The organism is Gordonia sp. 852002-10350_SCH5691597, assembly GCF_001665715.1.
Lineage (GTDB): Bacteria > Actinomycetota > Actinomycetes > Mycobacteriales > Mycobacteriaceae > Gordonia > Gordonia sputi.
The window spans coordinates 1-24,259 of record NZ_LZMO01000042.1 but is presented as its reverse complement, the minus strand read 5'-3'; the positions used below and the strand labels follow the sequence as shown (position 1 = coordinate 24,259).

General features: G+C 65.7%; 24 protein-coding genes. 16 read left to right on the top strand and 8 right to left on the bottom strand.

What is annotated here, in order from left to right; translation table 11 throughout:
* Positions 1-117 precede the first annotated feature (117 nt).
* Positions 118-1,488, top strand: coding sequence for a styrene monooxygenase/indole monooxygenase family protein (locus A5777_RS03165; RefSeq protein WP_064861585.1), 1,371 nt, complete (start codon positions 118-120; stop codon positions 1,486-1,488).
* A 98-nt stretch (positions 1,489-1,586) separates the two neighbouring features.
* Here the strand turns inward: A5777_RS03165 and A5777_RS03160 are convergent, their stop codons facing one another.
* Positions 1,587-2,615 (bottom strand): alpha/beta hydrolase family protein, encoded by a 1,029-nt coding sequence (locus tag A5777_RS03160; RefSeq protein ID WP_064861584.1) that lies wholly within the window; start codon positions 2,613-2,615, stop codon positions 1,587-1,589.
* Between the two features lie 177 nt (positions 2,616-2,792).
* Between A5777_RS03160 and A5777_RS03155 the strand changes: the two genes are divergently transcribed.
* Positions 2,793-3,785: an oxidoreductase gene (locus A5777_RS03155; RefSeq protein WP_064861583.1), complete on the top strand. Its 993-nt coding sequence runs from the start codon at positions 2,793-2,795 to the stop codon at positions 3,783-3,785.
* On the opposite strand, the gene A5777_RS03150 is transcribed toward A5777_RS03155, so the two are convergent.
* From A5777_RS03150 to A5777_RS25625, 3 genes are read right to left on the bottom strand one after another with little or no spacing between them, the layout of a single operon-like run.
* Positions 3,761-4,786, bottom strand: coding sequence for an esterase/lipase family protein (locus A5777_RS03150; RefSeq protein ID WP_064861582.1), 1,026 nt, complete (start codon positions 4,784-4,786; stop codon positions 3,761-3,763). The two genes, A5777_RS03155 and A5777_RS03150, sit on opposite strands and share 25 nt — an antisense overlap.
* Before the next feature lie 12 nt (positions 4,787-4,798).
* The gene (locus A5777_RS25630) at positions 4,799-5,596 is read right to left on the bottom strand and encodes an amidase family protein (RefSeq protein ID WP_269446981.1); all 798 of its coding nucleotides are present in this window, start codon (positions 5,594-5,596) and stop codon (positions 4,799-4,801) included.
* Positions 5,578-6,264 carry an amidase family protein gene (locus A5777_RS25625; protein WP_267626580.1) on the bottom strand — a complete coding sequence of 229 codons (687 nt, stop codon included), beginning with the start codon at positions 6,262-6,264 and terminating at the stop codon, positions 5,578-5,580. The genes A5777_RS25630 and A5777_RS25625 overlap by 19 nt, the downstream gene beginning before the upstream one ends.
* Positions 6,265-6,794: 530 nt before the next feature.
* Between A5777_RS25625 and A5777_RS03140 the strand changes: the two genes are divergently transcribed.
* From A5777_RS03140 to A5777_RS03130, 4 genes are all read left to right on the top strand, one after another.
* Positions 6,795-7,772, top strand: a complete 978-nt coding sequence (locus A5777_RS03140; RefSeq protein WP_231894921.1) for an APC family permease — start codon at positions 6,795-6,797, stop codon at positions 7,770-7,772.
* 81 nt (positions 7,773-7,853) lie between these two features.
* Entirely contained in the window at positions 7,854-8,249 is a 396-nt protein-coding gene (locus A5777_RS25190; RefSeq protein ID WP_231894920.1) for a hypothetical protein, read from the top strand.
* A gap of 5 nt (positions 8,250-8,254) precedes the next feature.
* On the top strand, positions 8,255-8,986 hold the full coding sequence (locus A5777_RS03135; RefSeq protein ID WP_231894717.1) for an IclR family transcriptional regulator: 732 nt from the start codon (positions 8,255-8,257) through the stop codon (positions 8,984-8,986).
* A 157-nt stretch (positions 8,987-9,143) separates the two neighbouring features.
* Positions 9,144-10,664, top strand: a complete 1,521-nt coding sequence (locus A5777_RS03130) for a catalase (RefSeq protein WP_005201940.1) — start codon at positions 9,144-9,146, stop codon at positions 10,662-10,664.
* A gap of 125 nt (positions 10,665-10,789) precedes the next feature.
* Here A5777_RS03130 and A5777_RS03125 read toward each other — a convergent pair whose 3' ends face one another.
* Positions 10,790-11,836 (bottom strand): alpha/beta fold hydrolase, encoded by a 1,047-nt coding sequence (locus tag A5777_RS03125; RefSeq protein WP_005201939.1) that lies wholly within the window; start codon positions 11,834-11,836, stop codon positions 10,790-10,792.
* A gap of 185 nt (positions 11,837-12,021) precedes the next feature.
* On the opposite strand from A5777_RS03125, the gene A5777_RS03120 reads away from it, so the two are divergent.
* From A5777_RS03120 to A5777_RS03110, 3 genes are read left to right on the top strand one after another with little or no spacing between them, the layout of a single operon-like run.
* Entirely contained in the window at positions 12,022-12,678 is a 657-nt protein-coding gene (locus A5777_RS03120; RefSeq protein WP_039854205.1) for a nitroreductase family protein, read from the top strand.
* Between the two features lie 46 nt (positions 12,679-12,724).
* Complete coding sequence (locus A5777_RS03115; protein WP_005201937.1) at positions 12,725-13,105, top strand: DUF427 domain-containing protein; 381 nt, start codon at positions 12,725-12,727, stop codon at positions 13,103-13,105.
* A 58-nt stretch (positions 13,106-13,163) separates the two neighbouring features.
* On the top strand, positions 13,164-13,556 hold the full coding sequence (locus tag A5777_RS03110; RefSeq protein ID WP_231894919.1) for a nuclear transport factor 2 family protein: 393 nt from the start codon (positions 13,164-13,166) through the stop codon (positions 13,554-13,556).
* A 68-nt stretch (positions 13,557-13,624) separates the two neighbouring features.
* Here A5777_RS03110 and A5777_RS03105 read toward each other — a convergent pair whose 3' ends face one another.
* A complete protein-coding gene (locus A5777_RS03105; RefSeq protein ID WP_005201935.1) occupies positions 13,625-15,403 on the bottom strand; it encodes a glycoside hydrolase family 15 protein in 1,779 nt (592 codons plus the stop codon).
* On the opposite strand from A5777_RS03105, the gene A5777_RS03100 reads away from it, so the two are divergent.
* Positions 15,402-16,925, top strand: a complete 1,524-nt coding sequence (locus A5777_RS03100; protein ID WP_082933524.1) for a glucose-6-phosphate dehydrogenase — start codon at positions 15,402-15,404, stop codon at positions 16,923-16,925. The two genes, A5777_RS03105 and A5777_RS03100, sit on opposite strands and share 2 nt — an antisense overlap.
* Before the next feature lie 12 nt (positions 16,926-16,937).
* A complete protein-coding gene (locus tag A5777_RS03095) occupies positions 16,938-17,426 on the top strand; it encodes an SRPBCC family protein (protein ID WP_005201933.1) in 489 nt (162 codons plus the stop codon).
* Here the strand turns inward: A5777_RS03095 and A5777_RS03090 are convergent.
* Complete coding sequence (locus A5777_RS03090; protein ID WP_005201932.1) at positions 17,414-17,791, bottom strand: hypothetical protein; 378 nt, start codon at positions 17,789-17,791, stop codon at positions 17,414-17,416. The two genes, A5777_RS03095 and A5777_RS03090, sit on opposite strands and share 13 nt — an antisense overlap.
* A gap of 304 nt (positions 17,792-18,095) precedes the next feature.
* Here A5777_RS03090 and A5777_RS03085 point away from each other — a divergent pair, with 304 nt between their 5' ends.
* Both A5777_RS03085 and A5777_RS03080 read left to right on the top strand, forming a co-directional pair.
* Positions 18,096-19,580 carry an MFS transporter gene (locus tag A5777_RS03085; RefSeq protein WP_064861580.1) on the top strand — a complete coding sequence of 495 codons (1,485 nt, stop codon included), beginning with the start codon at positions 18,096-18,098 and terminating at the stop codon, positions 19,578-19,580.
* A gap of 208 nt (positions 19,581-19,788) precedes the next feature.
* Complete coding sequence (locus tag A5777_RS03080) at positions 19,789-20,649, top strand: hypothetical protein (RefSeq protein ID WP_064861579.1); 861 nt, start codon at positions 19,789-19,791, stop codon at positions 20,647-20,649.
* Between the two features lie 43 nt (positions 20,650-20,692).
* On the opposite strand, the gene A5777_RS03075 is transcribed toward A5777_RS03080, so the two are convergent.
* Positions 20,693-21,040, bottom strand: a complete 348-nt coding sequence (locus tag A5777_RS03075) for a DoxX family protein (RefSeq protein ID WP_064861578.1) — start codon at positions 21,038-21,040, stop codon at positions 20,693-20,695.
* A gap of 104 nt (positions 21,041-21,144) precedes the next feature.
* On the opposite strand from A5777_RS03075, the gene A5777_RS03070 reads away from it, so the two are divergent.
* The 3 genes from A5777_RS03070 to A5777_RS03060 all read left to right on the top strand — a co-directional run bounded on the left by A5777_RS03070 (position 21,145) and on the right by A5777_RS03060 (position 24,249).
* The gene (locus A5777_RS03070) at positions 21,145-21,630 is read left to right on the top strand and encodes a MarR family winged helix-turn-helix transcriptional regulator (RefSeq protein WP_064861593.1); all 486 of its coding nucleotides are present in this window, start codon (positions 21,145-21,147) and stop codon (positions 21,628-21,630) included.
* A 69-nt stretch (positions 21,631-21,699) separates the two neighbouring features.
* A complete protein-coding gene (locus A5777_RS03065; protein WP_064861577.1) occupies positions 21,700-22,530 on the top strand; it encodes an SDR family NAD(P)-dependent oxidoreductase in 831 nt (276 codons plus the stop codon).
* Positions 22,531-23,355: 825 nt separating this feature from the next.
* Positions 23,356-24,249, top strand: coding sequence for a DUF222 domain-containing protein (locus tag A5777_RS03060; protein WP_231894918.1), 894 nt, complete (start codon positions 23,356-23,358; stop codon positions 24,247-24,249).
* Positions 24,250-24,259 lie beyond the last annotated feature (10 nt).

Genomic DNA, 24,259 nt, shown 5'->3' with positions numbered 1-24,259 from the left:
CTGCGGACCCCGTCGGCGCGGGAGGTTTGCGCCTTCATGCTTCTAAGTCTTTTCCCGCCACAGAGCATCGCGCACGCTGTGTCCATCGTCGAAAAGTCCAGACCCAAAGGAGCACACATGGCAGACCAGAAACGTCGATCCGTTGCGATCGTCGGCGCGGGAGTAACCGGCACGAGCGCTGCGCTCGGCTTCCTCGACGCGGGATTCGACGTCACTCTCTACAGCGACCGCGATCGAGAGTCGTTGCGAGACAAGGTCCCACCGACCGGCGTCGGCGTGCTGTTCGGCAGCTCACGCGACTGGGACGCACAGATCATCGACGACCTCTACGAGGTGGGCAACACCACCGGCATCAGCGTTCGGCTCTCCTCGGGCGAGGGCACCGACCGCGTCGACGTCCTCGAATTCAACCCCGACTACGGATACGTCGCGCAGGCCGTCGACCTGCGCTTACGCGCCGATGACCGGCTCGGTCGTTTCCTCGAGCGCGGCGGCCGCTTCGAGGTCGAGGCCGTCGACCCCGACCGTCTCGACGAGATCGCGGCCGACAACGACCTGACCCTCGTCGCCACGGGCAAGGGCGGGCTCGCCTCGTTCTTCCCCGTCGACGACGAGCGCACCCACTACCGTGAGCCGCAACGTCGGCTGCTGCAGGTCACGCTGACCGGGCTCGACCACGGGCCCGACACGTTCGCCTACCGCGCAGCCGACGGCGAACGTCAGTCGCTGTTCAACCTGGACAGCGAAAACGGCGAGATCTTCGTCGGTCCCTTCCTGCACAAGGACGCAGGTGCGACGTGGTCGTTCATCGTCTTCGCCAAGCCAGACGGCGCGTGGGCGCCCCTGATCGACAACGTCACCGACTCCGCGTCAGCGCGGCAGGCGATCGTCGACATCTTCGACGAATGGTTCCCCGCCGACGCCCCTGCGATTCACCAACTCCAGGTCATCGACGCCGATCCGTACTCGTGGTTGAAGGGTGGCGTCACCCCAACCGTCCGCAAGCCCGTCGGCACGACGAAGAGCGGGCACGTCGTCGCGGCGATCGGCGACACCGCGATCGCCGTCGATCCGGTTGCCGGGCAGGGTGCGCAGAACTCACTGATCCAAGTCGCCGAACTGGTGCAGGCCGCCAAGGCGCGCCTCGACGACGACCCGTCGGCTGAGTTCTCCGCGCAGTGGCTGGTCGACGAGTTCGAGAAGCATTGGGAGAGAAGAGGACACGCGTCCGTCGAGGTGACGAGGCTCTACCTCGGCGACCCCGATTACGCGACCCACCTCGAACTGGCCTTCCCGGCCGCAGCGGTCAACGTCGACGTCGCCTCGGCGCTGTTCGGCCTGCTGTCCGATCCCAATCCGCTTCTCACACTTGGTGATCGCGACGACGTGCTCGGCTTCATCTCGGCCGTGTCGGGCGAGCCTGCCGACGACGTGCTCGGCCGGTTCGAACCGGTGGGAAGCTTCAGCTCGCGCGCAGTTCCCGCCTGATCAACTCGCAACACTTCTCTGACGCAACGGGTTCCGGCCACACATCTGTGGTCGGGGCCCGTTGTTCGTGTCCGTGGAGCCGGCCGGTGCGGGGGGCCTCAGGAACCGTTGGCGTGCGCGTCGTTGGTGACGCGGGTGATCAGCTCGAGGATCTGCTCGAATGCCTTTGATTTCGGATCGACCAGCGACGAATGTGTTTGTCCCGGCATGATAATCGCCTGTGCGCGCCCACCCGCCTTCGCATCCGCCGCGACGTAATCCTGCGAGAGCACGTGCGGCACCACATGATCCGACGTTCCGGCGATCGCGATGACCGGTGTCTGCGGATCGAGATTCTGGATCGGGTCGACCGACGCGTAACGGTCGGGAACCTGGGCAGGCGTGCCGCCGAGTACGCGCACGATGCGCTTGTCGCCCATGGCGACGGCTCGACGCATGTCGAGAGGGCCGGCCAGCGAGATGACGGTCGTCGGACGGAACGTCGGGGATGCGCCGACCTCGCCTTGACGCAGATCCTGTCGCGTACTCGCCCACACCGCGAGCTGCGCACCTGCCGAGTGTCCGACGGCGACGGCGTTGCTGAGGTTGAGCTGGGGATAGGCCTTCGCGAGGTCGGGGATGGCGTCCATTGCCGACGCGACGTCGACGAAGGTCGTCGGCCAGCCGCCGCCATTGCCGACCCGGCGGTACTCGACGTTGACCACGGCCAGTCCGCGTTCGGCCAGGCGTCGCGCGAAGGTGGCGAACGTGCCCGCCCCGATCTTGGCCTGCCATGCCCCGCCGTGGATGAGCACGACCAGCGGGACCTTGCCCTGCCGAGGCGGAAGGTAGAGGTCCATCCAGTTCTGTCGAGGATCGGCCTGCCCGGTCGATACCGCGTAGAAGTAGCGATGCAGCGCGATCTTCGACTCGGCCGCCTGATTGTCTATGTCCTTGGCTGCTGCGCCTCGGGGAACAGCGGCCGACACCTTGGCGGTCGCGGGTACGGCACCTGAGGGAGCAGGAGTCGAGGCACCCACCGACTCGTGCGACGGCGTCGAGCACGCCGCGGCCACCGTGCACGCGAAAGCCAGCGCGGCGATCGTCAGGGCGCGGCGGGGCGACGGCACAGTGCGGGGGGTGGCCACGTGAGACAAGGTCCTCGGCATTGGTGTCGGGTGGGGGGTGTTGGGGTGACGGGTCAGGGGCGGGTGGACACATGGTTCGGCGAAGAGTTCGCATGTCCATTGTGCCCGCGGGACTGCGCCCGATCCTTGCCTGAGCGTGTGAGATCGTACGAATATCCGACGTGGGAGGAGTCAGCGATGGGTGAATCGCGGTGGTCGCTGTCCGATGCGCCGGATCTGTCCGGACGTACCGCTGTGGTCACGGGCGCGAATTCGGGCGTTGGTCTGGCGACAGCGGGCCACCTCGCAGGTCTCGGAGCGAGGGTCGTACTGGCGTGCCGCAACGTCGAGGCCGCGGAATGCGCGCGGGATGCGATCGTCGCGGAGGGCAATTCCGGTGGCCCGATCGCTCCTGACAACCACATCGCTCACAACGTCGAGATCGTCCAGGTCGACCTGAGTGAGCTGGCTTCGGTGCGCCGCGCCGCCGACGAGTTGGTCGAGCGTTTTCCGGCGATCGACATTCTCGTCAACAACGCCGGGGTGATGCGCGCGGAGCGTGAACTGACGAAAGAGGGCGTGGAGATGGACTTCGCCACCAACTTCCTCGGACACTTCGCGCTCACCGGGCTGCTGCTCGGCCCGCTTCGTTCAGCTCGTAACGCCCGCATCGTGTCGGTGTGCTCGAAGTTGTCGTCGGTGGGGCGACTCGACCCCGACGACCTCGCGATGGACGTCGGCTACAGCGCCGCGGCCGCCTACTCGCGGTCGAAACTGGCGCAGGCGATCTTCGCTATCGCGCTGCAGCGCCGGCTCGCGTTGCTCGGCGACGGTGCGCCGTCGTCGGTCCTGGCGCATCCGGGTGCCACCCATAGCGGCGTGATGCGCGATCAGGGCATATTGAGCTGGCTGTTCACCACACCGACCCTGCGGTGGGTTCGACGCACGTTCATCATGGACCCCGCCGAGGGCGCGTTGTCGTCTGTGCGTGCCGCGACCGATCCCGGATTGCTCGGCGGCCAGTACATCGGCCCGGGAGGATTCCTGGAACTGTCTGGTGCGCCGGTAGTGGTCGCGCCACCGGAGGAAACCGACGACCTCCGCCTCGCTCGCGCACTCTGGGAAGCTGCGGAGAAGGCGACGGGCGTCGGTTTCGACCTACCGGGCTATCCGGTCAACCCCCAGTCCTGATTCCACGGATGGACGGCGCAGACGAGTGGCGTCGAGACTCCCAGTGCGCGCAGCGTCACGGAGATCGCCCGCGGTGAGTACGTCATCACGGAGTGCCCCGAGACGTCGACCGGACAGCCATCCTGGAGCAGGACGTTGTTGACCCTCGCGCCGAGACCGGCAGTCAGGAACGTGGCGGAATACGGAGTCGAGAACTGGTCGAAGCGGGTGCCGATCACCGTGTAGTCGACACCTGCGAAAGTCTCACCGCCACGGTTGAGTTCGGTGATCATCGACGATCCGACGAGCTGCTCGTACCCCGCGCTTCCCGCAATGGCTGTGATGGATGGTTGAACGTTGACGCCTGCGTCGCGCAGTACCGCGGCGAGCGCGCCCGGGCCACTCAGTGTTGTGCCGTGATTGGTGGCGCCGAGTGTCACCACGTGCGCGATCACGTTGTGCGCGGGGTCGGCCGGATCGGCACCGCCCTTGTACTTGAGGTAACGCCGGATGAGCACGCCGCCCTGCGAATGGCCGATGGCGTCGACTTGGCTCGCTCCCGTTGCCTGTCGTACGCGCTGCACGAACTGTGCGAGCTGCTGGGTCGAGTCTTCGACGGGGCCGGTCCCGTATAGCCCGGGAATCACCGACAGTGCGCCGCCCTCCGCGATGCCGCCACGGCCGTAATTCTGTGTGAAGACGCAGAATCCGGCGCGCTTGAGGGCAGGGGACAGACGGGCGAACGTGCTGAACGCGCCCTCCCAGGTGCCATGGACCAAAACAACCGGTCGAGGATGGGCGGCCGTCGGACGACACGCCCAGTCGTTGGCGCCCGCGGGCGCGGCCTCCGGGAATGGGTAGGCGAAAGCAGCTTGAAACCCTCTGATCTCCGGTCCGACGCCACGGGTGTCGGAGGCATAGCTCGTGGACGCTGCGGCGGTGGGTGTCGCGCCGACCGTCGCTGCCAGCGCGGCGACGGTCGCGATCGCGACGGTGAACAGCGTTGTGAGATAACGACGCATGGAGTCCCGGCCTCAGCTGTTCGGCGGCGTCTGGTCCGGCCAGCGCCGAGCCTTTTGGAGCTGCGCCGCGACCTGACAGATCAGGGGTTCGCTGTTGTTGGGGCCGACGAGCTGCACGCTCAACGGCAGGCCTCCGGAGAAGCCGGCGGGTACCGCCGCTGCCGGGTTGCCCACGACGTTCCACACGGAGGTGTATGCCGCGACCGGTGACGCCTTGGACGATGCCTCGACGAACCCCGCGCCGTCGAGTTGTCCTATGGGATAAGCCTTTCCGGGCGTTGTCGGACAGATCAGCAGATCGTAGGCGGGAAACACCGACGCCAGGATCTGCTTTCCGACGGTCTTGCTGAGTTCGATGGCCTTGGCCACTGCGATATCCGACGCCAGGCCGGTGCTGCGCCCGATGTCGACGCCTTCGCGGGTGCGTCGCTCGAGCAGCTCGTAGTGGTCGGCGCGGCGGGCTTCGGTGCTGAATCCGCCGAGAACCTGCGGTTGGAACGCTGCGGTGAGTGTCGCAGGGTAGACCGGATCGTGTGCGACGACGCGGTGGCCCAGCTTGCCGAGTATGGCGCCGGTCTGCAGCACGGCGCGACGTGTGTCGTCGTCGAGGTGCGTGCCGGCGGGCTGCGCGGTGGAGATCGCAATCCGTAGTGACCGAACAGGTTTCGTCAACGCCTCGGTGAGTGTGTACGGCCACGGATCGGCCTTGTAGAGATCCACCCCGGCGACACTGCCGTGGATGCAGTCGAGAATCAGCGCGGTGTCTTCGACCTTCCGGCACAGCGGGCCGATCACACGAGAGACTTCCACAGGTCGACGTTGGGTGCTGCCGACACTCGCCCACGCTGGAGTTTCAGCCCGTACAAGCCGCACCAGGACGACGGCAGGCGAATCGATCCGCCACCGTCGCCACCGATCGCTGCGGGAACCATGCCCGACGCCACCGCCGACGCGGTCCCTCCCGACGACCCTGCGGTGGAGTGCAGGATGTTCCACGGGTTTCGGGTGTATCCATGTGCCGACGTCTCTGTGAACGGCCAGATGCCGAACTCCGGCATGGCCGTGATCCCGAGGATGACCGCACCCGCCGCGCGCAGGCGCTTCACCACCTCGGCGTCGTCGGTCGAGGGTTTGGTGAACGCCGCGCCGCCGTAGGTCGTCGGGACGCCTTTGACGTGATTTTCGGCTTTGATCCCGATCGGCACGCCGTGCAGTGGACCGAGGCGTGCGCCGCTGGCCTTCTTCGCGTCGAGAGCGTCGGCCTCGGCGCGGGCGCGCTCGTGAAGCGGAATTGTCCACGCGCGCAACGTCGGATTGAGCATGTCGATCCGAGCCAGGAAGAAGTCGGTGATCTGTCGTGCGGTGAACTCGCCTGCCGCAATGCGTTTGGCGATCTCGACGACACCTGCGAACGCGATGTCTTTGTCGTGTGGGTCGAGGTCGCGGCCCGCAGCCGCAGCGGGTGCGGCCCCCGTCACGCCTTGCAGCGCAACCGCACCCACCGCCGCCGCGGCAACTCCCCCGACGAGGACGGAACGTCTGCGGAAGCCTGAGCGCTGGACGCTCCCAGGCGTGTCATGTGATCCTGTCCCCGTTGAGTGCTCGTGTGGATGGGGGGCACTTCCAACGCCCCGTACCGCCTGTGATGCCGACATGGTTCCCCTTTGCCCCGGCCGTCGTGATTCGTCACCGCCACCGCGATCCGGCAGCGATGGCATGACTCTAGGAGGCAGGTGTGACCGGCGGATCGCCTCAACGTTGCACTGGTTGCGAAGATCGTCAGCGGCCGCTCGCGAGTGGATTTACCTGTCTGTCACACGCGGGTCCGGAGAGTGACGTCCGAGTGGCGTGGCTCTCGTGACCTGGATCTATTGCTCACTGCCGGGTAGTACGTATCTCACTCCGGTTAACGCGGCCGTGACCTCGAGTAGCCGCGACGCAACGTCGGGGGTCCACTGTGAACGCGATCATGACCTCGACTTCCTCCTCATCGGTTCCCTCGCCGCCCGTGCCTTCGGTACCACTGATCGCCGACGAGTCGCCGGTAGGCGGGCTCACCCGCAGGCAGCTCCCGTTCGTAGCGGTTGTCGCGCAGTCTGTCGCGGCGATCGCGCCTGCCGGTACGTCCGCCGTGACGCCACTCTTCGTGATCGTGGCGGCAGGTGGGGTGAGAAGTATTGCGGCATTCCTGACCGCGCTCGTGGTGATCATGTTCGTCGCACTCTGCATCCGGCCGATGGCGCAACGCGTTCCTGTGGTCGGTGGTCTCTATTCCTATGTGGCTCAGGCGTATGGCGCGAGGACGGCGATGGTGACGGCATGGTCGGCGGTCGTCGGCTACACCGCCGTGAGTATCGCCGGTCTCATGGCCGTCGGCCTGTACACGAATCATCTCGCGATCAGCGTCGGTGTGACACAACAGGTATCGCACGTCACGATGAGCGTGATCGTTGTTCTCGCCGCCGTGGCCATGGCCTTCGTCATGATCAGAGGGGTGAAGGTCTCGGCGGTGGTGACCCTCTGCATCGAGCTGCTCGCGGTGGTCGTGATGGCCGGTCTGATGGTGTGGCTCGGCTACACCCATCGTGACCAACCATGGCGGCTATCCAGTGCGCACCCGAATCCTGATGGCTCGCTGGCGCTGAGTGTGGTTGTCGCAGTGAGTGCATTCGTCGGATTCGAGAGTTCGACGACGCTGTCCGCCGAGGCGCGTCGACCCTTCCGGTCGGTACCGCGTGCACTGCTGTGGACACCGTTGTTCGCAGGCGTGATCTATCTGCTTGCCGTGTCGAGTCAGTCGGCGGCGATGGCGGGAGCGCCGGATTCGGTACGGGAGAGCAGCACACCGCTCGCGGCGCTCTTCCTCGCGGACGGAAGTCCCTTCGCCGCAGTGATTCTCGACGTCGGTATCGCGACGTCGTTCCTGGCGTGCGCGCTTGCGTCGGTGAATGCGCTTGTGCGCGTGCTGTTCACGCTGGGGCGCTAGCACATCATCCCGCGTCAGTTCGGCGACACGCATCGTCGACTTCACACACCTGCGGTCGCCACCGCGATCGCGACATCGGTGGTGGCTCTCGGCCCGTTGGTGTTCCTGTGGTGCGGTGGCGATCCCGAGGAAGGCGTCCGTGACTTCCTCACCCTCAGCGCACTGGGCTACATGGGTAGTTATGTCGCGGCATGCCTCGCGGCGCCACGGTTGTTGCGACGCATGGGGGAGCCGACCCGCCCCCTGCTGGTGGCGAGTTGGGGAACGGCGTCGTGCCTGGTGATCCTTCTCGGTTTGGGCGCAACGATGTCGGACACCGGTGATCGCGTGATGTTCCTGTGCTTCTTCGGCTCGGTGGCGGTCGTGGCCGTCGCGGTGGTCATGATCTATGCGCGGTGGCCCGCACGGTTCGCGCGGGTCGGGGTGTTCGACGAGACGAGCCGCGACGACGTGCTGGCGTTACCGGGAATGCGCTGATGGGGATGGGACGTCCCGGCGCAGGGGAGTCGATAGCGCGGGCAATGCAGATCATCGAGGCGGTCGGCGATCTCGGGCCGGGAGCGACGAGCCGCGAGATCGCGGACCGCCTGGATCTGCCGCCCGCTAACATCTATCGCCTGTTGAACACGTTGGCCGTCGAGGAGTACCTCGTGCGGACCGCGGATCTGCGGGGTTTCGCGCTGGGCAACAGATTGAACACCATGGTGCACTCCGCGGTTACCCCGTACATGTCCAGTCGCGCACAAGAACTCTGCGAGAAGTTCCGCGCATCAGTGCGTTTCGGTGTGTACGTCATGCACTTTCGGCCCGCGACCCTGCGGATCGTCGACATGGACCCCGACCATCCGTTGGCCGCCGAGCACGAGATGATCCGGTCGCTACACGCATCGGCCGCGGGAAAGCTTCTGCTCGCAGCGGATTCGCAGTGGCGCGAGCTCCTGCCACCAACGCTTCCCGCGCTGACACAGTCGACCGTCGTCGAGATGCGTGAACTCGCAGCACAGGTAGAGGAGACCCGCCAACGTGGCTACGCGGTCTCGGTCGACGAGATGCTCGACGGCGAGGCGTCGATCGCCGTACCGATCCTCGACGTCGAGGGCGTGGTCCGTGGCGCGGTCACGGTGAAGGGGTTCTCTGCGCGTCTGGATGCCATCACCTCCCTCGTGCCCCGCTGTCGTGAACTCGCCGCCGAACTCGGCCCCCTGCTGTACTGACTCCTGCTGTACTGATTTTGCCGTCCAGCCCCTTCTTGCTGGTCAGTGAAAGTTTCTGCGCCATATCGGCCCGGCGTCTAGTGTCGAGGGCACGGCGTTGAAACAGCCCGACGCCTCGTTGACAACTTTTCGCCCGCACCAGCCCCTTGGAGGCGATATGTCGGATCAGAACGATTTCTACACAACCAGAGACTCCGGAGCTCCTGCCGGAAGCGATGAGCATTCGCTCACCGTCGGTGCCGGTGGTCCCATCGTCCTGCACGATCACTACCTGATCGAGCAGATGGCCCAGTTCAACCGCGAACGCATTCCCGAGCGTCAGCCCCACGCCAAGGGGAGCGGTGCATTCGGCACGTTCGAGACAACCGAAGACGTCTCGGCGTACACCTGCGCGGCACTGTTCCAGCCGGGCGTGAAGACGGAGATGGTCGCGAGATTCTCGACCGTCGCCGGAGAGCGGGGCAGTCCGGACACCTGGCGCGACCCGCGCGGCTTCGCGTTGAAGTTCTATACCTCAGAGGGCATCTACGACATGGTCGGCAACAACACGCCGGTCTTCTTCATCAAGGATCCGCTGAAGTTCCAGCACTTCATCCGGTCGCAGAAACGCCGCGCCGACAACAACCTTCGCGACCACGACATGCAGTGGGACTTCTGGACGTTGTCTCCGGAGTCGGCGCACCAGGTCACCTGGCTCATGGGCGACCGCGGCATTCCGAAGACCTGGCGCCACATGAACGGCTACAGCTCGCACACCTATCTGTGGGTGAATGCCCAGGGCGTCAAGCACTGGGTGAGGTATCACTTCATTTCCGATCAGGGCGTCGAGTTCTTCACCCAGGACGAAGCCGACCAAATGGCTTCTGCCGACACCGATTTCCACACCCGCGACCTCTTCGAGAACATCGCTGGCGGAGGTCGGCCGAGCTGGACGCTCAAGGTGCAACTGATGCCATACGACGACGCGGTCTCGTATCGGTTCAATCCCTTTGACCTGACCAAGGTGTGGCCGCACGGCGACTACCCGCTGCACGAGGTCGGGAAGATGACGTTGCACACCAACCCGACCGACAACCATGCACAGATCGAGCAGGCGGCATTCGAGCCGAACAACGTCGTGCCCGGTATCGGATTCAGCCCCGACCGCATGCTGCTCGGCCGCGTGTTCGCCTACGCCGACGCGCACCGTGCCCGACTCGGCGTGAACTACAAGCAGATCCCGGTCAACGCGCCTCGTAACGACGTCCACACCTACTCCAAAGACGGTGCGATGCGGATCAATCCGGTGACCGACCCGGTCTATGCACCGAACTCGAAAGGTGGTCCCGCCGCGACGTTCTCGGGTCAGCCGGAGCCTCAGTGGGCAGCCGACGGCGAGATCATCCGCAGCGCCTATGTCGACCATCCCGAGGACGACGACTGGAGTCAGGCGGGCACCCTGGTCCGTGAGGTACTCGACGACGCTGCGCGAGATCGATTGGTGGACAACGTCGTCGGCCATCTACTCAACGGAGTGACCGAGCCGGTGCTGGCCCGAGCGTTCGACTACTGGAGCCGCGTCGACACCGACCTCGGCGCCAAGATCAAGAAGGGCGTCACGGAGAAGGCCGACGAGCCCGACCCCAAGGCCGCCGACCAGGGCAACCCAGCCCGATCGTCGATGCAGCAGAAGGTCTGACGCGCACGGTCGCCTGCCTCGAGCGCACCAGTGGGCCGAATACGGCGCACAGTCGATGGGAACTCCCGCCGACTGTGCGCCTTATTTCGTCGAGTGGGCGCTCTATCCGCTGACTGTGCGTCCGCTCAGCCCTGCGCGGGCAGGATGCGGTGGAGGAACGCCAGGAGGTACATGAGGCCGGCGCCGTCGCGGACGTCGTCGTGGCCCGCGTTGACGGCGTGGAACTCGAAGCGCGTGCCCGCTCGCCGGAACTGTCGGAGCAGACGTAGCGTCAGCGGCAGTGGTACGCGAGAGTCCTTCCAGCCGTGCACGATCAACACCGGAGCGCCGTAGTCGCCGGTGGGCACGGCCATGTATTCGGCGAGGGAGCGTCGAAAATCGCTGTCGCCCAGGGGTTTCGCCACTACCGAACCCGTGGATACACCCGCAACCAGTTGCGGCCACGCGGCGCTGCACACACCGGTCATCTCGTCGGAGATTCGCTGGCCGGCAGGGGTGAGGTAGGCGCGGACGTCCACCTTGGTCGGCGTCGCCGTCATCCCGGTCAGCACCGCGAGCAGGCTGCCCACGGGAAAGCCGGGGATTGAGGGCATCCCGGGTCGGGCCATCGCGAAGACGTGCTCGATGTTCGACGCCGGGGCCAGGGCCGCGGTGCCGTGGAAGATCAGGTCGGGTGCATACGTCGCCGCGCGGTGCCCCGCCGCGAGTGCCGCGTGACCGCCCTGCGACTGACCGGCGACGGCCCAGTGCCGCGACAGCTCATGGATGCCCGCGCGTGCTGCGGCCACTGCGTCGATCGTCGCGGTCGATTCGGTGTCGGTGTGCAGATACGGATGCGGTCCGATGGTGCCGGGCCCGAGGCCGAGGTAGTCCGGGGCGACGACGGCGTACCCGGCGGCGTTGAGACGGCCGATCACCTCGCCGGTCCCGGCCTCGAGATCTGGCGAGCCGGTCAACCCACAATGCTCCGACAACCCCGACGTCCCGTGGGTCCACGCGACCACCCGCCATCCCTCGGCGGGGGCCGGACCATCTGGGAGGCACACCAATCCCGTTGCGGTGACCGACGTTCCATCCGGTCCAGGAGTGGAGTAGACGAGTCGACTCACGGTGTGCAGCCCGCCCCACGAACCGATCGGGTCGAGTCGCTGCAGCGTCGAACGTCGGCTCACGCCTCACCCCCGCATTCTGTCCGCATCGACCGTCGAATGGCCGTCGCGTCTCGACAGCCATTCAATCAGCACGGGCGCGCGAGTGCGCCGGATCGTCGAGTACCGCTCCCGCCGGTTGACCGGATTGGCATAGTGAAGAGGTGGACTCCGACACGAGCACGAGCGGCTTCGACCTGAGCGAGGCGATGCGCACGACGTTCGCATCGCGGTCGTACACCGACGACCCACTTCCCGACGACGTGCTCTTCGACATCCTCGACGTCGCGCGCTTCGCCCCGAGCGGCGGTAACCGTCAGGGCGCGCACGTGACCGTGGTCCGCGACGCCGAGACGAAACGTCGGATCGCTGACCTCAGCAAACCGGCGGCCCGGCGCTATCTCGCACAAAAGGCGGCAGGCGAGAGTCCGTGGAATCCGGTCAACCCGACGTCGGTCACCGAGGCCGACCTCGAAGCCGTCGACGGTGTCGACGCATTCGTCTCGCCACTCATCAACGCTCCGGTTGTGCTCGTCGTGTCGGTCGACCTCGCCGTCGTCGCGGCGACCGACCAGGATCTCGACCGTATCGGCGTCATCAGCGGTGCGTCGATCTATCCGCTGGTGTGGAACATCCTGCTACAGGCTCGTGCCCACGGCTTCGGCGGCACGGTCACGACGATGGCCGCGGCGAGCGAGCCTGCCGTCCAAGAACTTCTCGGGTTGCCGACGACGCACGCGGTCGCCGCCGTGTTGCCCATCGGCAAGCCGGTCAAACAGCTCACGAAGCTGCGCAGGCAACCCGTCGACGAGTTCGTCACGATCGAGAGATTCGACGGTCCGCCGCTGCGGGCCACACAGGACTGACACACAAGCAGGACCGACACACAAGCAGGACCGACACAGGAGACTCATGAGCGAACGCCAGGTGCTATTGCCGACCGAAGACCACCCGATCACCGTCGAACCCACCGCAGAACATGTGCGAGTACGCGTCGGCGATCGCGTCATTGCCGAGACCGACGCCGCGCTCATTCTGCGTGAGGCGTCGTATCCGCCGGTCTACTACATACCGCGCCACGACCTCGACGCCGACGTCCTCACTCCGAGCACGCATCAGACCTACTGTCCCTACAAGGGGGAGGCCGGATACCACGGGATAGTCGGTGCCGACGGTGCGACTCTCGCCGACAAGGTGTGGTTCTACGACCAGCCGTACCCCGCGGTCGGCGAGATCGCAGGCCACGTCGCGTTCTATCCCGACGCGGTGACCATCGAGATCACACCGAATTGAGCAGGGGGAGGAGCGAAGTGGACACCCAGACCCTCGGGACACGCTTGAGATCCGGCAGTTGCTGACTCGGTACGCAACCGCGGTCGACGCAAGGGATTGGTCGCTCTATCGTACGGTTTTCACCGACGACGCCGAAATCGACTACACGGCATCGCCGTTCGGAATCGTCGGCGGCGTCGGCGATGTTGTCGATTGGCTCGAGCGGGGGCTGTCGTCGTTGGAGATGACGATGCACTACGTGATGAACATCGACGCCGAGATCAGCGGCGACAAGGCTACCGTCCGCGCACAGTTCTTCAACCCCATGCAGATACCGGGGCTCGGCGAGCAGAGTTCGTGTGGCGGCTACTACCACCATGAACTCGTCCGCACCGAAGATGGCTGGCGCAGTCGGTCGATGCGCGAGGAGATCGTGTGGTTTGTGAACTCCCCGTTGGGGTCTCACCGCTGAGGCTGCTCGCGGGGCGGCGGGGGCAATTGTCCGGTTAGGACGGGGCCAGTTGTCCGTTTAGGACGGACTCAGTTGTCCGGATAGTCGGCGAACGCATCCGCGGCGCGCACAAATGCCAAGTGCGACAGCGCCTGTGGCGTGTTTCCGACCTGCCTACGCGCGTCGACGTCGTACTCCTCGGAGAACAGTCCGACATCGTTGGCCGTCGCCATACCCTGGGCCATCACTTTCTCGGCGTCGCCGCGCCTGCCGCTGCGGGCGTATTGCTCGGCAAGCCAGAAAGTACACGCCATGAAGGGGTGCTCGGTGCCGTCGAGCCCGTCGACGTGCGACGACGTCCGGTAGCGCAGCACCAATCCGCCCTGCATCAGGGTTTGTTCGATGCCCTCGACCGTGGCGAGCATGCGCGGATCGTCGAAGTCGCAGAAGCCGACCTGGGGGAGTTGCAGGAGCGAGGCGTCGACCTCCGTGGTGCCCGGGTACTGGACGAACCGACCGGTGTCCGGGTCGACCATGGTCTCCTCGATCTCGGCACGAATCTTGTCGCGCAACGCTTTCCAATGGTTGGCAGGCCCCTTGAGTCCGTGTTCTTCGACGGCTCGGACGCCGCGGTCGAACGCCGCCCACACCATCGCCCGCGAGTGTGTGAACTTGCGTAGCGGTCCGCGGATCTCCCAGATGCCGTTGTCGGGCTTGTCGATGTTCTCCTCGGCCCGTTTGAGTAGTTCGCGTTGCAGCGACCACGAGATTTTGTTCTCCGGTAGCCCTGCCGCGCGGGCGGCGTCGAGCGCGACGAGCACCTCTCCGATGGTGTCGGCCTGGAACTGATCGACGGCCCCGTTGCCGACCCGCACCGGTGCGGAGCCCTCGTATCCGGGGAACTGGGGCATCTCGATTTCGGGCAGTTCACGCTCGCCCGCGATGCCGTACATGATCTGCAGTTGACTGGGATCTCCGGCGATGGCGCGCAGCAACCACATCCGCCAGTGCTCGGCGACGCGGACGAATCCGTGACAGACGAGGACGTCGAGTGTCAGTGCGGCGTCGCGTAGCCACACGTAGCGGTAGTCCCAATTACGTGATCCACCAATGGATTCGGGGAGCGACGTGGTTGCTGCGGCAACGATCCCGCCGGTGTCGAGGTTACTCAACGCGCGCAACGTGATCAGCGATCGCACGATCGCCGCGTCGCGCGATCCGGTGTGGTCGATACGTCCGGCCCACTCCGTCCACCAGTCGCGTGTTTCGCGCAGCGCCTTGTCGACGTCGAGTGGTTCGGGCTCTTCGCGGTACGAGTGATACCAGGTCAACACCAAGTCGAGCGTCTGGCCCTCACGCACTGTCGTCGTCGCGCGGTGTACATGGTCGGTGGCCTTCAACGCGATACCTCGGACGATCACGGCGTCCGGGCCTGCGACAGCCCTCAGCGCCGGGTGCTCGTCGTCGCCGTGCTGCAGCACCCACGGGACGACCCGCGAATAGTCGAAGCGCATGCGGAGTTCGGTGTCGATCTCGACGTGGCCGCTGATCCCGACCACTCGCCGGACGAGATCGACGCGCCCGCCGTCGATCGGCATGAACTCGTGGACCTCGACGACCCCCGTCGCGGTCTGCCACCGCGTCACGAGGATCAGCGTCTCGTCGTCGTAGCGTCGGCTCACCGTCGCGTCGAGGTCGGTTGGCGCCAGATGCCACGATCCGTGGTCGGGTTTGCCGAGGAGACTGCCGAAGATGGAGGCGCTGTCGAAGCGCGGAACGCACAACCAGTCGACGTCACCGGTGCGGGAGATCAGCGCTCCGGTGCGGCAATCCCCGACGAGTGCGTAGTCTTCGATATAGGCGGCCATGCACTCGATTCTGCCTGTGATCGCAGTTGTCCGACGAAACTTCGCGAGTCGGGCACACGCCAATAGAGCCCGCACCGACGGGCTCATCGTCGAGGAGGACTACGTGACCGGACCGGCGTCGGACAACACCTCGAGCGCTGATGACCAGACGTCACCGCAGGTGACGACGTTGATCATCTTCGGCGCGACGGGCGACCTGACCAAGCGGCTGCTCCTGCCTGCGCTCGGCCAGTTGCTCGGTCTCGAACCAGATCTGAATGTGCGTCTGATCGGCGTCGGTAGACACGACCTGACCGACGATCAGTGGCGGGACAAGGTTCGCGAGGCCTTCGCCGACGAGCGGTCGGACGCAGGCGACCGGGTGGCCGAGCAGACCGTGTACCGCCGGGGCGACCCGACTGACGCCGACGATCTCAGAAGTGTTCTCAGCGATATCGACGGTCGTCCCGTGCTGTACTTCGCGGTGCCGCCGTCGGTGACGCGCAAGGCGTGCGAGGCGCTGCGCGACGTCGACCTTCCGCCCGGCACCACTCTTGCCCCCGAGAAGCCCTTCGGGAGCGACCAGAAGTCGGCTCGCGAACTCAACGAGCTCCTGCTGGAGCTGGTACCCGAGAACCAGATCTACCGCGTCGATCACTTCCTCGGCCAGTCGGTGTTGCTCGACCTGCTCGGTGTGCGCCTGGCCAACCGCGTCTTCGAGCCGGTCTGGTCGGGAACGCATATCGAGTCGGTCGTCATCCGATACGACGAGAGCCTCGGATTAGAAGGCCGCGCAGGCTATTACGACGGGGTCGGCGCGCTGCAGGACATGATCCAGAGTCACCTGCTGCAACTGGTTGCCGTGGTCGCGATGGAACCGCCTGCGACACTTGGCGAACGCGATCTGCGTGATGCGATCGGTGCTGCCCTGCGTGCGGTGCACATCTGGGACGACGACGCCGTGGCATCGTCGCGGCGAGCCCGCTACACGGCGGGCGAAGCGGGCGGCGAGCAGTTGCCCAACTACGTCGACGAAGACGGCGTCGACGCGTCGAACAACACCGAGACGCTGGCGGAAGCCACGTTCGAGGTGCGCACCAACAGATGGCAGGGGGTGCCGTTCACGCTGCGCTCGGGCAAGGCGCTCGACCCGGAGGCGAAGGAGATCGTGCTGACCTTCCGTCCGCTGCGGCATGTCCCCGAGCAATTCGAGGACCAGGTCGAGCCCAACGTCCTGCGTTTCACGTTCGGTCATGACGCGATGTCGGTGCGGCTCAACGTCCACCGTGGCTCACATCCCTTCGCGCTCAAGACTGTTGACCTCGATGCCGATTTCGGCAACGCGTCGATGCGCGCATACGCCGAGGTGCTGTCGGGGATCATCAAAGGCGATGAGACACTTGCTGTTCGCGGCGACGCCGCCGAAGAGTGTTGGCGCATCGTCGATCCCATCGTCGACGCGTGGCGTGCCAACAAGGTGCCGATCGACGGCTACGCCGCGGGCAGTGCCGGACCCGACGCCTGGCCGACGTTGCCGCTGTAGACGGTGGCACCCATGCGTATTCCGTCGACCGTTCGCCGCGCCGTCGCCGACGTGTCAGTCGCCTTCGACGCCCCGCCCGACGAGGTCTTCGACTACCTCGTCGACCCGGCGAATCGTCCACAGTGGCAAGCCAGCCTCCGGGCAATCGCCGATCTGATGCCGCTGGGCGATCGCCCCGGCGACGTCGGGACGTCGTGGACAGACGTCACCGTCGTGCCGGGTGTTCGTCCGCGGATGGAGGTCGTGCGAAGTGCGCGACCGCAGCGTTGGGTCGAGATCGGGCAGTGGAGATTTGTCGACGCCGCGCTCGTGCTCACCGTCGACCGCGCAACCGACGGCTCGACGACCGTCGGGGCGCGGGCCGTGCTCACGCTGCCGATCGTGCTCGCGCCGGTCTTCATCCCTCTGGCAGTGGTCGTCCCGCCTGCCGTTCGCCTAGACCTCCGCAGTGCGGCGTCGGCGATCACGGCACGGCGCAACCATGCCGATCAGGGCAGTTGAATCGCGTTCACGCCTGGGATCACGCTGATCACCTGTGGTGCGGCATTCGGCTGCTCACGCAGCACGCTGACCGTCGCGACGACGGGTCCCGACCCGGTCACAGCGACCGCCGACGTCTTCAGCGTCGACGGGTAGCCGCTCACCGGATAACTCGGCAGCTGCCAGTGACGCAGAGACACCACGCCGTGCTTGCCGGTCCGCAGGTTGTTCCACGAGATCGACAGGTACCGATACGAGCACTGGTAGTGATACTGCGCAGGCGACGGCACCGAGAAGGTGACGGCGGAAGGCGGTGGCGGGAACTGCAGGGTGCGCGGCGCCGGTTGCGCGACGACAGTGACCGGACGAAGCGATCCGCCGGGCACGCCGGCCGGACCGGCCTCGACGCCGCCGATCGCGGGGATCGAGAATGTCAGCCGTCTGATCGCGCGGGTGCCGTCGGCGCGGCATTCGCCAGGGCCGGTCCGCTGACCAGGGCCAATGCGACGAGAACGAACGCGGTCAGTAAGCGTCTAGCGGCGGTGGTCATCGTCGGCTCCTGTGGTGGTCAACACTGGCTGACTGGCGTTCATTGGCGAGTTGCGTGCATTCGGAGCATCGTGGGGACAACGAGCGGCTCCGAATGCCGCCGACACCACTGCACCACGACTGTGAGAGACGGGCAACGACATGCACACGTCTGCGCCGAACGATGGCATGCCGGGAGTCAGCGCATCGTCGGCGAAGGGGCGATGGCTGATCGCCTCGGCTGTGCTCGGTTCGGGGGTCGCCTTCCTCGACGGCACCGTCGTGAACGTCGCGTTGCCGACCATCGCGCGTGACCTCGATACCGGGCTCGCCGGACAGCAGTGGGTCGTCGACGGGTACATGCTCACGCTCAGCGCGCTGCTGCTGACCGGCGGTGTCGCGGGGGATCGGTACGGCCGCAGAGCCGTATTCGTCGGCGGACTGATCGTGTTCGCTATCGCCTCGATCGCGTGTGGTCTCGCACCGACCATCGAGTGGTTGGTGGTGGCGCGTCTCGTGCAGGGCGTCGCGGCGGCAGCACTCGTGCCGGGCAGCCTTGCACTGGTCAACGCCGGTATCCGTGAAGAGGAGCGAGGACAGGCAGTCGGGCTGTGGGCGGGGATGTCCGGGGCGACGAGTGCACTCGGGCCGTTCGTCGGCGGATGGCTTGTCGACGCCGCGTCGTGGCGGTGGGTCTTCTTCCTCAGCGTCCCGATCGCGCTCGTTGCGGTGGCAATCACGTTGCGGCACATAGACGAATCGAAAGAGCCGGGCGTGGCTGGGCGTCCCGACATACCCGGTGCCGTCACCATCATGCTGGGACTTGCGGGCGTGATCGTTGCGCTGATCGAGGGGCCGTCGCGCGGGTGGACGCCGTGGATCATCGCCATAGGAATCGCAGGAGTTGTGCTTCTGGTGGTGTTCGTGCTGATCGAACTACGCACGCCTGCACCGCTTCTCGAGTTGTCGATGTTCCGCTCGGCCCAGTTCACCGGAGCAAATGCGACGACGCTGCTCGTCTATGCCGCGCTCGGCGGAGCGCTGTTTCTTGTTGCGCTGCAACTGCAACAAAGCCTGGGGTACTCGGCATTGGAAGCCGGCGCTGCGATGGTGCCGAACACCGTCGTGATGCTCTTCGGGTCATCCCTGTCGGGGCGGGTTGCGCAGAAGACTGGTCCTCGCATTCCGATGACCGTGGGTCCGGTCATCGCGGGCATCGGGCTGGCGTTGATGGCGCGGATCGTCCCGGGGGCAAGCTATCTCGGTGCGGTGTTCCCCGCGGTGATCCTGTTCGGCGTGGGTATGACCATCACGGTCGCGCCCCTGACCGCCGCGGCGCTCGCCGCCGTCGACGATGCGCATGCAGGCGCGGCGTCGGGTGTCAACAACGCCGTGTCGAGGATTGCGGGACTGCTTGCCGTCGCGGTTCTCCCGGCTGTGGCGGGAATCAGCGCGGGACCGGGCCAGCCGCTCGGTCCCGGATTCACCACGGCGATGCTCATCTCCGCTGCCTTCTGCGCCCTCGGAGGAGTGGTCGCGGCCTTCACGATCCGATCGGGTACCGGCTTCCGACCACAGGTGACGCCCACGGTGAACGCCGCGTGTCAGGACCCCGCGACGCGGGTGCGTTTGTCGACGTCGGGCTGACTGGTCAGGAAAGCGCCGATCTCGTGGGCGGGATCGGCGAGCAACCTGCCACCTGAATATGTGTCGTATCGAAGGATGTGGGTGCTGCAGCACCCACATCCTTCGATTGCACACACATTCAGGGCGTGGCACGTATGTCGAGGTCTAGCGATCCGCTCATCTCGTCGGGCAAGGCCATGGCCGCGTACGCGGCACTACTGTCGATCGGGTGACGTCAACATCACCGGGTAAGTGGGCCGGAACGTATGCGGGGATGCTCGCGGTGCTCGGCATCGCCTTCGTGTTCGCGCCCGCCTATCTCGCGGGCGGCCACTACGGCGGATACGGCGACAACGCGCGCCTTGTGCAGTCGATGCGCAACGCATTCATCGACTATTCGAGCTCGGGGAGCGCAGCTCTGCCGGACAACCTCGAGACCGTCGTCGACTACTGGGCGCGCTATCACGTCGCGAAAGCGGTGATCGCCGCCTTGGCGCTGCTGGTGTTGTGCTTGGTGTGCCGACGGCTCTGGGCGTCGTATCAGGGTAAGTCGTATCACGGCACGTCGTATCTGGGGCGCCAGGCTCATGGCCGCGGGCGGACGGCGGCGTATGTGGTCGCAGGCCTGGCTGCTTCGCTCGGAACGATCGCTGCCGCTGCGCTGCTGATGGCCAATATCCAGGGCGCGATTGCGCCGCTGTCGTCGGCGGTGTCATTGCTGCCCGCTCAACGTGATTCGTCCCTGGAGGCGGCAGTTGACGCTGTGCGTCACGGGATCGCCACGCCGGGTGCGTCGCCGGTTGCCGATCACCTCGTCGCCGACTTCGCGCGCTACCACGTCGTGGTGGCGGTGTTGTCCGCGCTGTTCGCGGCGCTGCTCGGCGTGCTCGCGGTTCGACTGTGGCGCGGCCGTTGTCTTGGTTTGAATGGCGTTGGCGCACTGAGCTATTCGGTGCGTAGCCATTCGGCGACGGCAACCGCCGCAGCCACGTTGACGGTGGCCGCGGCGGTGCTGGTGCTCTGCGTCGCCAACATATCGAGCGCACTGGAGCCAGGGCGGGCGCTGAGTCTGTTCTTCGCAGGCGGCTGAGGCGCGTTCGCTGCGGTCAGGCGCCCGCGTGTGGGGGTAGCTATCAGATGCTCAGCACCCGCAGGACGATGTAGGCGATCGAGACGAGCATCAGCACGACGACGGGCGCGATGTTCTTGTCGCCTGCGCGCAGGTGGAAGATCGCTGCGCCCAGGAAGTAGAGGAAGGTTCCGATCGCTGCTGCGACGCCGATCGGCCACCAGAACAGGCCGACGATGAGGCCGATCGCGCCCGCGAACTCCGCGAGCGCGAGCAAGCCGACCTTGTCCTCGGGGAATCCGACCTCGGTCATCACGCCCATCTGCTTGGGGTCGTGGCGCAGTTTGCCCACCCCTGAGAACACGAGCATCAGTGCGAACACGATGGCGATGACGACGGTGGCGATGAACATGACGGCTCCTGGGTAAACCGCTGCGATGGCAGACGGGTTGTTGAATGTTCAACTAAAGCTACACGCGGTTATTTGAATGTTCAAGTCGGCGTATGCTGAGCGTCATGTCTGATGCACCATGGCTCGACGATGCGCAGCTCAGGGAGTGGAAATCGGTGATGGCGCTCCTGACGACGCTGCCTGCCGCGCTCGACTCCCAGCTCAAGCGCGACGCCGGACTGAACATGTTCGAGTACCATGTCCTGGTCCGTTTGGAGTCGGCGCCCGACCGCACCCGCCCGCTGTCCGACCTCGCTTTGCTGACGCAGAGCTCACTGTCGCGGCTGTCGCATGCGATGACGAGACTCGAACGTTCGGGTTGGGTGGCGCGCATTGCCAACCCCGACGGCGGGAGGCACACGCTGGCGCAGATCACCGATGACGGCGTGCGCAAGCTGACCGAGTGCGCCCCCGGCCATGCGGCCGAGGTGCGCCGGGCGGTCGTCGACTCGCTCAGTCCCGACGACCTGGCCGCACTCGGGAGGTCTGCGCGCTGCATCCTCCGCGAGATCGCCCCGGATGTCGCCGACGTTCTCGAGCGCGAAGGCTAGGTTTCAGGGGTAGGCACAAGGACGATGTGTACGTCGCGCACGCAGATGTGCCGCCTGATAGGGGAATCGATGTCCATTCAGCGCAGGGTTCAGGCTCTGGTCCAACGTCGTAGCTTCGTCCCGGGATTCGTCGACGCCGCACTGGCGGGGCGCGGCCGCGACGTCGCAGGCCTCACCGTCGTGATCACCGGGGCGTCGGCGGGGATCGGTCGGGAGTCGGCGCGCCAGCTCGCCGCGCGTGGAGCACGTGTGATCGGTGTGGCGCGCGGCGAGGAGAGGCTGCGTGAGCTGGCTGCCGAGACCGGCTGCGAGTACCGGGTGTGCGATCTCTCCGACGAGGCGTCCACCGACCAACTCATCGCCGACCTCATCGACGAATCCGTCGACGTTCTGGTCAACAACGCGGGCCACTCGATTCGACGCACCATCGTCGACTCGACCGAACGATTCCACGACTACCAACGCACAGCACGACTCAACTACCTTGCCGCCGTGCAGCTCTCACTCGGGCTGTTGCCGGGCATGGTCGAACGCGGCGAGGGGCAGCTCGTCAATGTGTGCACCTGGGCGCTGCACGCCAACACATTTCCGCGGTTCTCGGCCTACGCGGGGTCGAAGAGTGCACTCGCCATCTTCGGTCGCAGTCTGAACGCCGAACAGCCAGAAGGAGTAACGGCGACCAACGTGTACTTCCCGCTGGTGCGTACCGAGATGATCGCTCCCACAGCCGAATACGACGACGTCGGCGCGTTGGAGGTCGACGAGGCGGCGCGCTGGATCGTTCGCGCGATCACCCACCGACCCGAAGAGGTGTCGCCGGCCGTCGTGCGCTACCTGCTGCCCGCGATCGACTTCGTGTCACCACGGATGTCGGATAGAACCATTGCTGCGATCACGTGAGGTAGTCAATCGGCCAGTTCGGTTGGTCATGGCGTGCTCGTCTCCACCTTCGGAGCTCGGGTCACCGCGTGGTTCGCTTGCTACCAGCGCCAGCGCAGTCCGCGCGGCGACTGATGGCACGTAGCGACGCCATCTGTTCTCTTGACGTACGCGCGGGCGCCTAGTTGTGGACAGGGCGTGCCCAACTCCACCTTCGGAGCTCGGGCCACCGCCTGGCTCTTCCATGTTTCGGTCTCCGCGGAGCAGTACAGAGTTCCGTCACTGGAGGGCATGCCGAACTCGTGCGTATAACAAGGGCCGCCATCGCGCTGGACTGAAGCCGGTGTTGCTGATGCGATTCCAGTACCGAGAAACAGTGCTGCGAAAGCGGAGAAGGCGACGACACAGGCGGACAACTTCAATGTGCACTCCAGTGGTGAGGTGACGCGGCAGCCTGACGTGACTGCTCAGTGCATCGTGGATTCTGCTTTTGGTGACTCTGCGCAGTGATTATGTAGCACGACTCTGACATTTGCGGCGAAGTGCCCAGCGACATTTGAACTGACGGCACCCCGGCGTGTCGGAATGGCCGGACCCATGTCGAGACCTCTTGTCGGTGGTGAGTCGTACTATGGGTACACATGTTCGATCAGGGTGTCGAGAGGGGGTGTTCAGGTGTCGATCGAGTCGGTGGATTCGGGTGCGGAGTCTGTTGCGGGCGAGGAGGATTCAGACAGTGATGGGGTGGGATCGGGTTTGCCTGCTGATGACGGGGCGGCCCCCGGCAGCACTGTGTTGGACTGGTCGACCGACCTACCGATGGGTTTGCTGGGTGGTGTCGATCCGATGGTGCCCAGCGAGTCCGAGACGGTCGATGTGCTCGACGGGTTGACCCGAATTGGAAGTGGCGAAGCATTTCTGGGGTGGGCGCGATTTCAGTCGATAGGGGTGATTTACGACCGGTTGGTGGTCCAGCCCGGACCCTCGGGCGGGTCGATTGTCGACGGTTTCGCTGATGCGGCGGCGCGGGTGTCGGGCGTGTTCGCGGTGTCGCGTCCACAGGCGGAACGAATGATTGACGAAGCGATCGTGTTGCGTGATGACCTGCCGCAGGTGTTCGGGTGCTTGCGAGAGGGGATTCTGTCAGTCGAGCAGGCGCGGCTGATCATCTCTCGCACCGATCTGGTGCGCGGTCCGGGTACTGCGTCGGAGGTGGTGGCGGCTGTCGATTCGCAGATCGCCGAGACGTTGCATACACGACGGGGGTCGTGGAAGCGGCCGCGGTTGCGGGACATGGTGGATCGCATTGTGTTTCGCCAGGATCCGGATGCGGTGCGGGAACGACGTGAGCGTGCGTTGGATAGACGGGGTGTGTTCACCGATAACTGTGGTGACGGGGTCGGCGAGCTGACCGAGGTGATGTCGGCAGAGAACGTGCAGATCGCGGTCGCAGCCGTGCGCCGGTTGGCGGATGCGGTGTGTGTGGGGGACGGGCGAACGCGTCAGCAACGTGCCTCGGATGCGATGTTCGCCTTGTTGTCGGGCACCCGGTTCGACTGCATGTGCGCTGGCAGTGACTGTGCGGCAATGATTCCCGAGCCTGGCACGGTACCACCCGCGGATGCGCGGTTCGTGATCCATGTGGTCTGCAACGAAGCCGCACTCGTCGAACCGAGCTTGTCAAGATGTTTGTGTAAGAACGTGACTCCTGATTTTTGTGTGCTTGCTGTTGCGGTCTAGGTGAGGTGGG

Coding starts and splice junctions, on each gene's coding strand:
- A5777_RS03135 (WP_231894717.1), top strand. CDS start 8,255: ATGGGACGTCCCGGCGCAGGGGAGTCGATAGCGCGGGCAATGCAGATC.
- A5777_RS03165 (WP_064861585.1), top strand. CDS start 118: ATGGCAGACCAGAAACGTCGATCCGTTGCGATCGTCGGCGCGGGAGTA.
- A5777_RS03155 (WP_064861583.1), top strand. CDS start 2,793: ATGGGTGAATCGCGGTGGTCGCTGTCCGATGCGCCGGATCTGTCCGGA.
- A5777_RS03115 (WP_005201937.1), top strand. CDS start 12,725: ATGAGCGAACGCCAGGTGCTATTGCCGACCGAAGACCACCCGATCACC.
- A5777_RS03095 (WP_005201933.1), top strand. CDS start 16,938: ATGCGTATTCCGTCGACCGTTCGCCGCGCCGTCGCCGACGTGTCAGTC.
- A5777_RS03120 (WP_039854205.1), top strand. CDS start 12,022: ATGCGCACGACGTTCGCATCGCGGTCGTACACCGACGACCCACTTCCC.
- A5777_RS03085 (WP_064861580.1), top strand. CDS start 18,096: ATGCACACGTCTGCGCCGAACGATGGCATGCCGGGAGTCAGCGCATCG.
- A5777_RS03130 (WP_005201940.1), top strand. CDS start 9,144: ATGTCGGATCAGAACGATTTCTACACAACCAGAGACTCCGGAGCTCCT.
- A5777_RS03100 (WP_082933524.1), top strand. CDS start 15,402: ATGCACTCGATTCTGCCTGTGATCGCAGTTGTCCGACGAAACTTCGCG.
- A5777_RS03070 (WP_064861593.1), top strand. CDS start 21,145: ATGTCTGATGCACCATGGCTCGACGATGCGCAGCTCAGGGAGTGGAAA.
- A5777_RS03150 (WP_064861582.1), bottom strand. CDS start 4,786: ATGCGTCGTTATCTCACAACGCTGTTCACCGTCGCGATCGCGACCGTC.
- A5777_RS03060 (WP_231894918.1), top strand. CDS start 23,356: ATGGTGCCCAGCGAGTCCGAGACGGTCGATGTGCTCGACGGGTTGACC.
- A5777_RS03075 (WP_064861578.1), bottom strand. CDS start 21,040: ATGTTCATCGCCACCGTCGTCATCGCCATCGTGTTCGCACTGATGCTC.
- A5777_RS03105 (WP_005201935.1), bottom strand. CDS start 15,403: ATGGCCGCCTATATCGAAGACTACGCACTCGTCGGGGATTGCCGCACC.
- A5777_RS03065 (WP_064861577.1), top strand. CDS start 21,700: ATGTCCATTCAGCGCAGGGTTCAGGCTCTGGTCCAACGTCGTAGCTTC.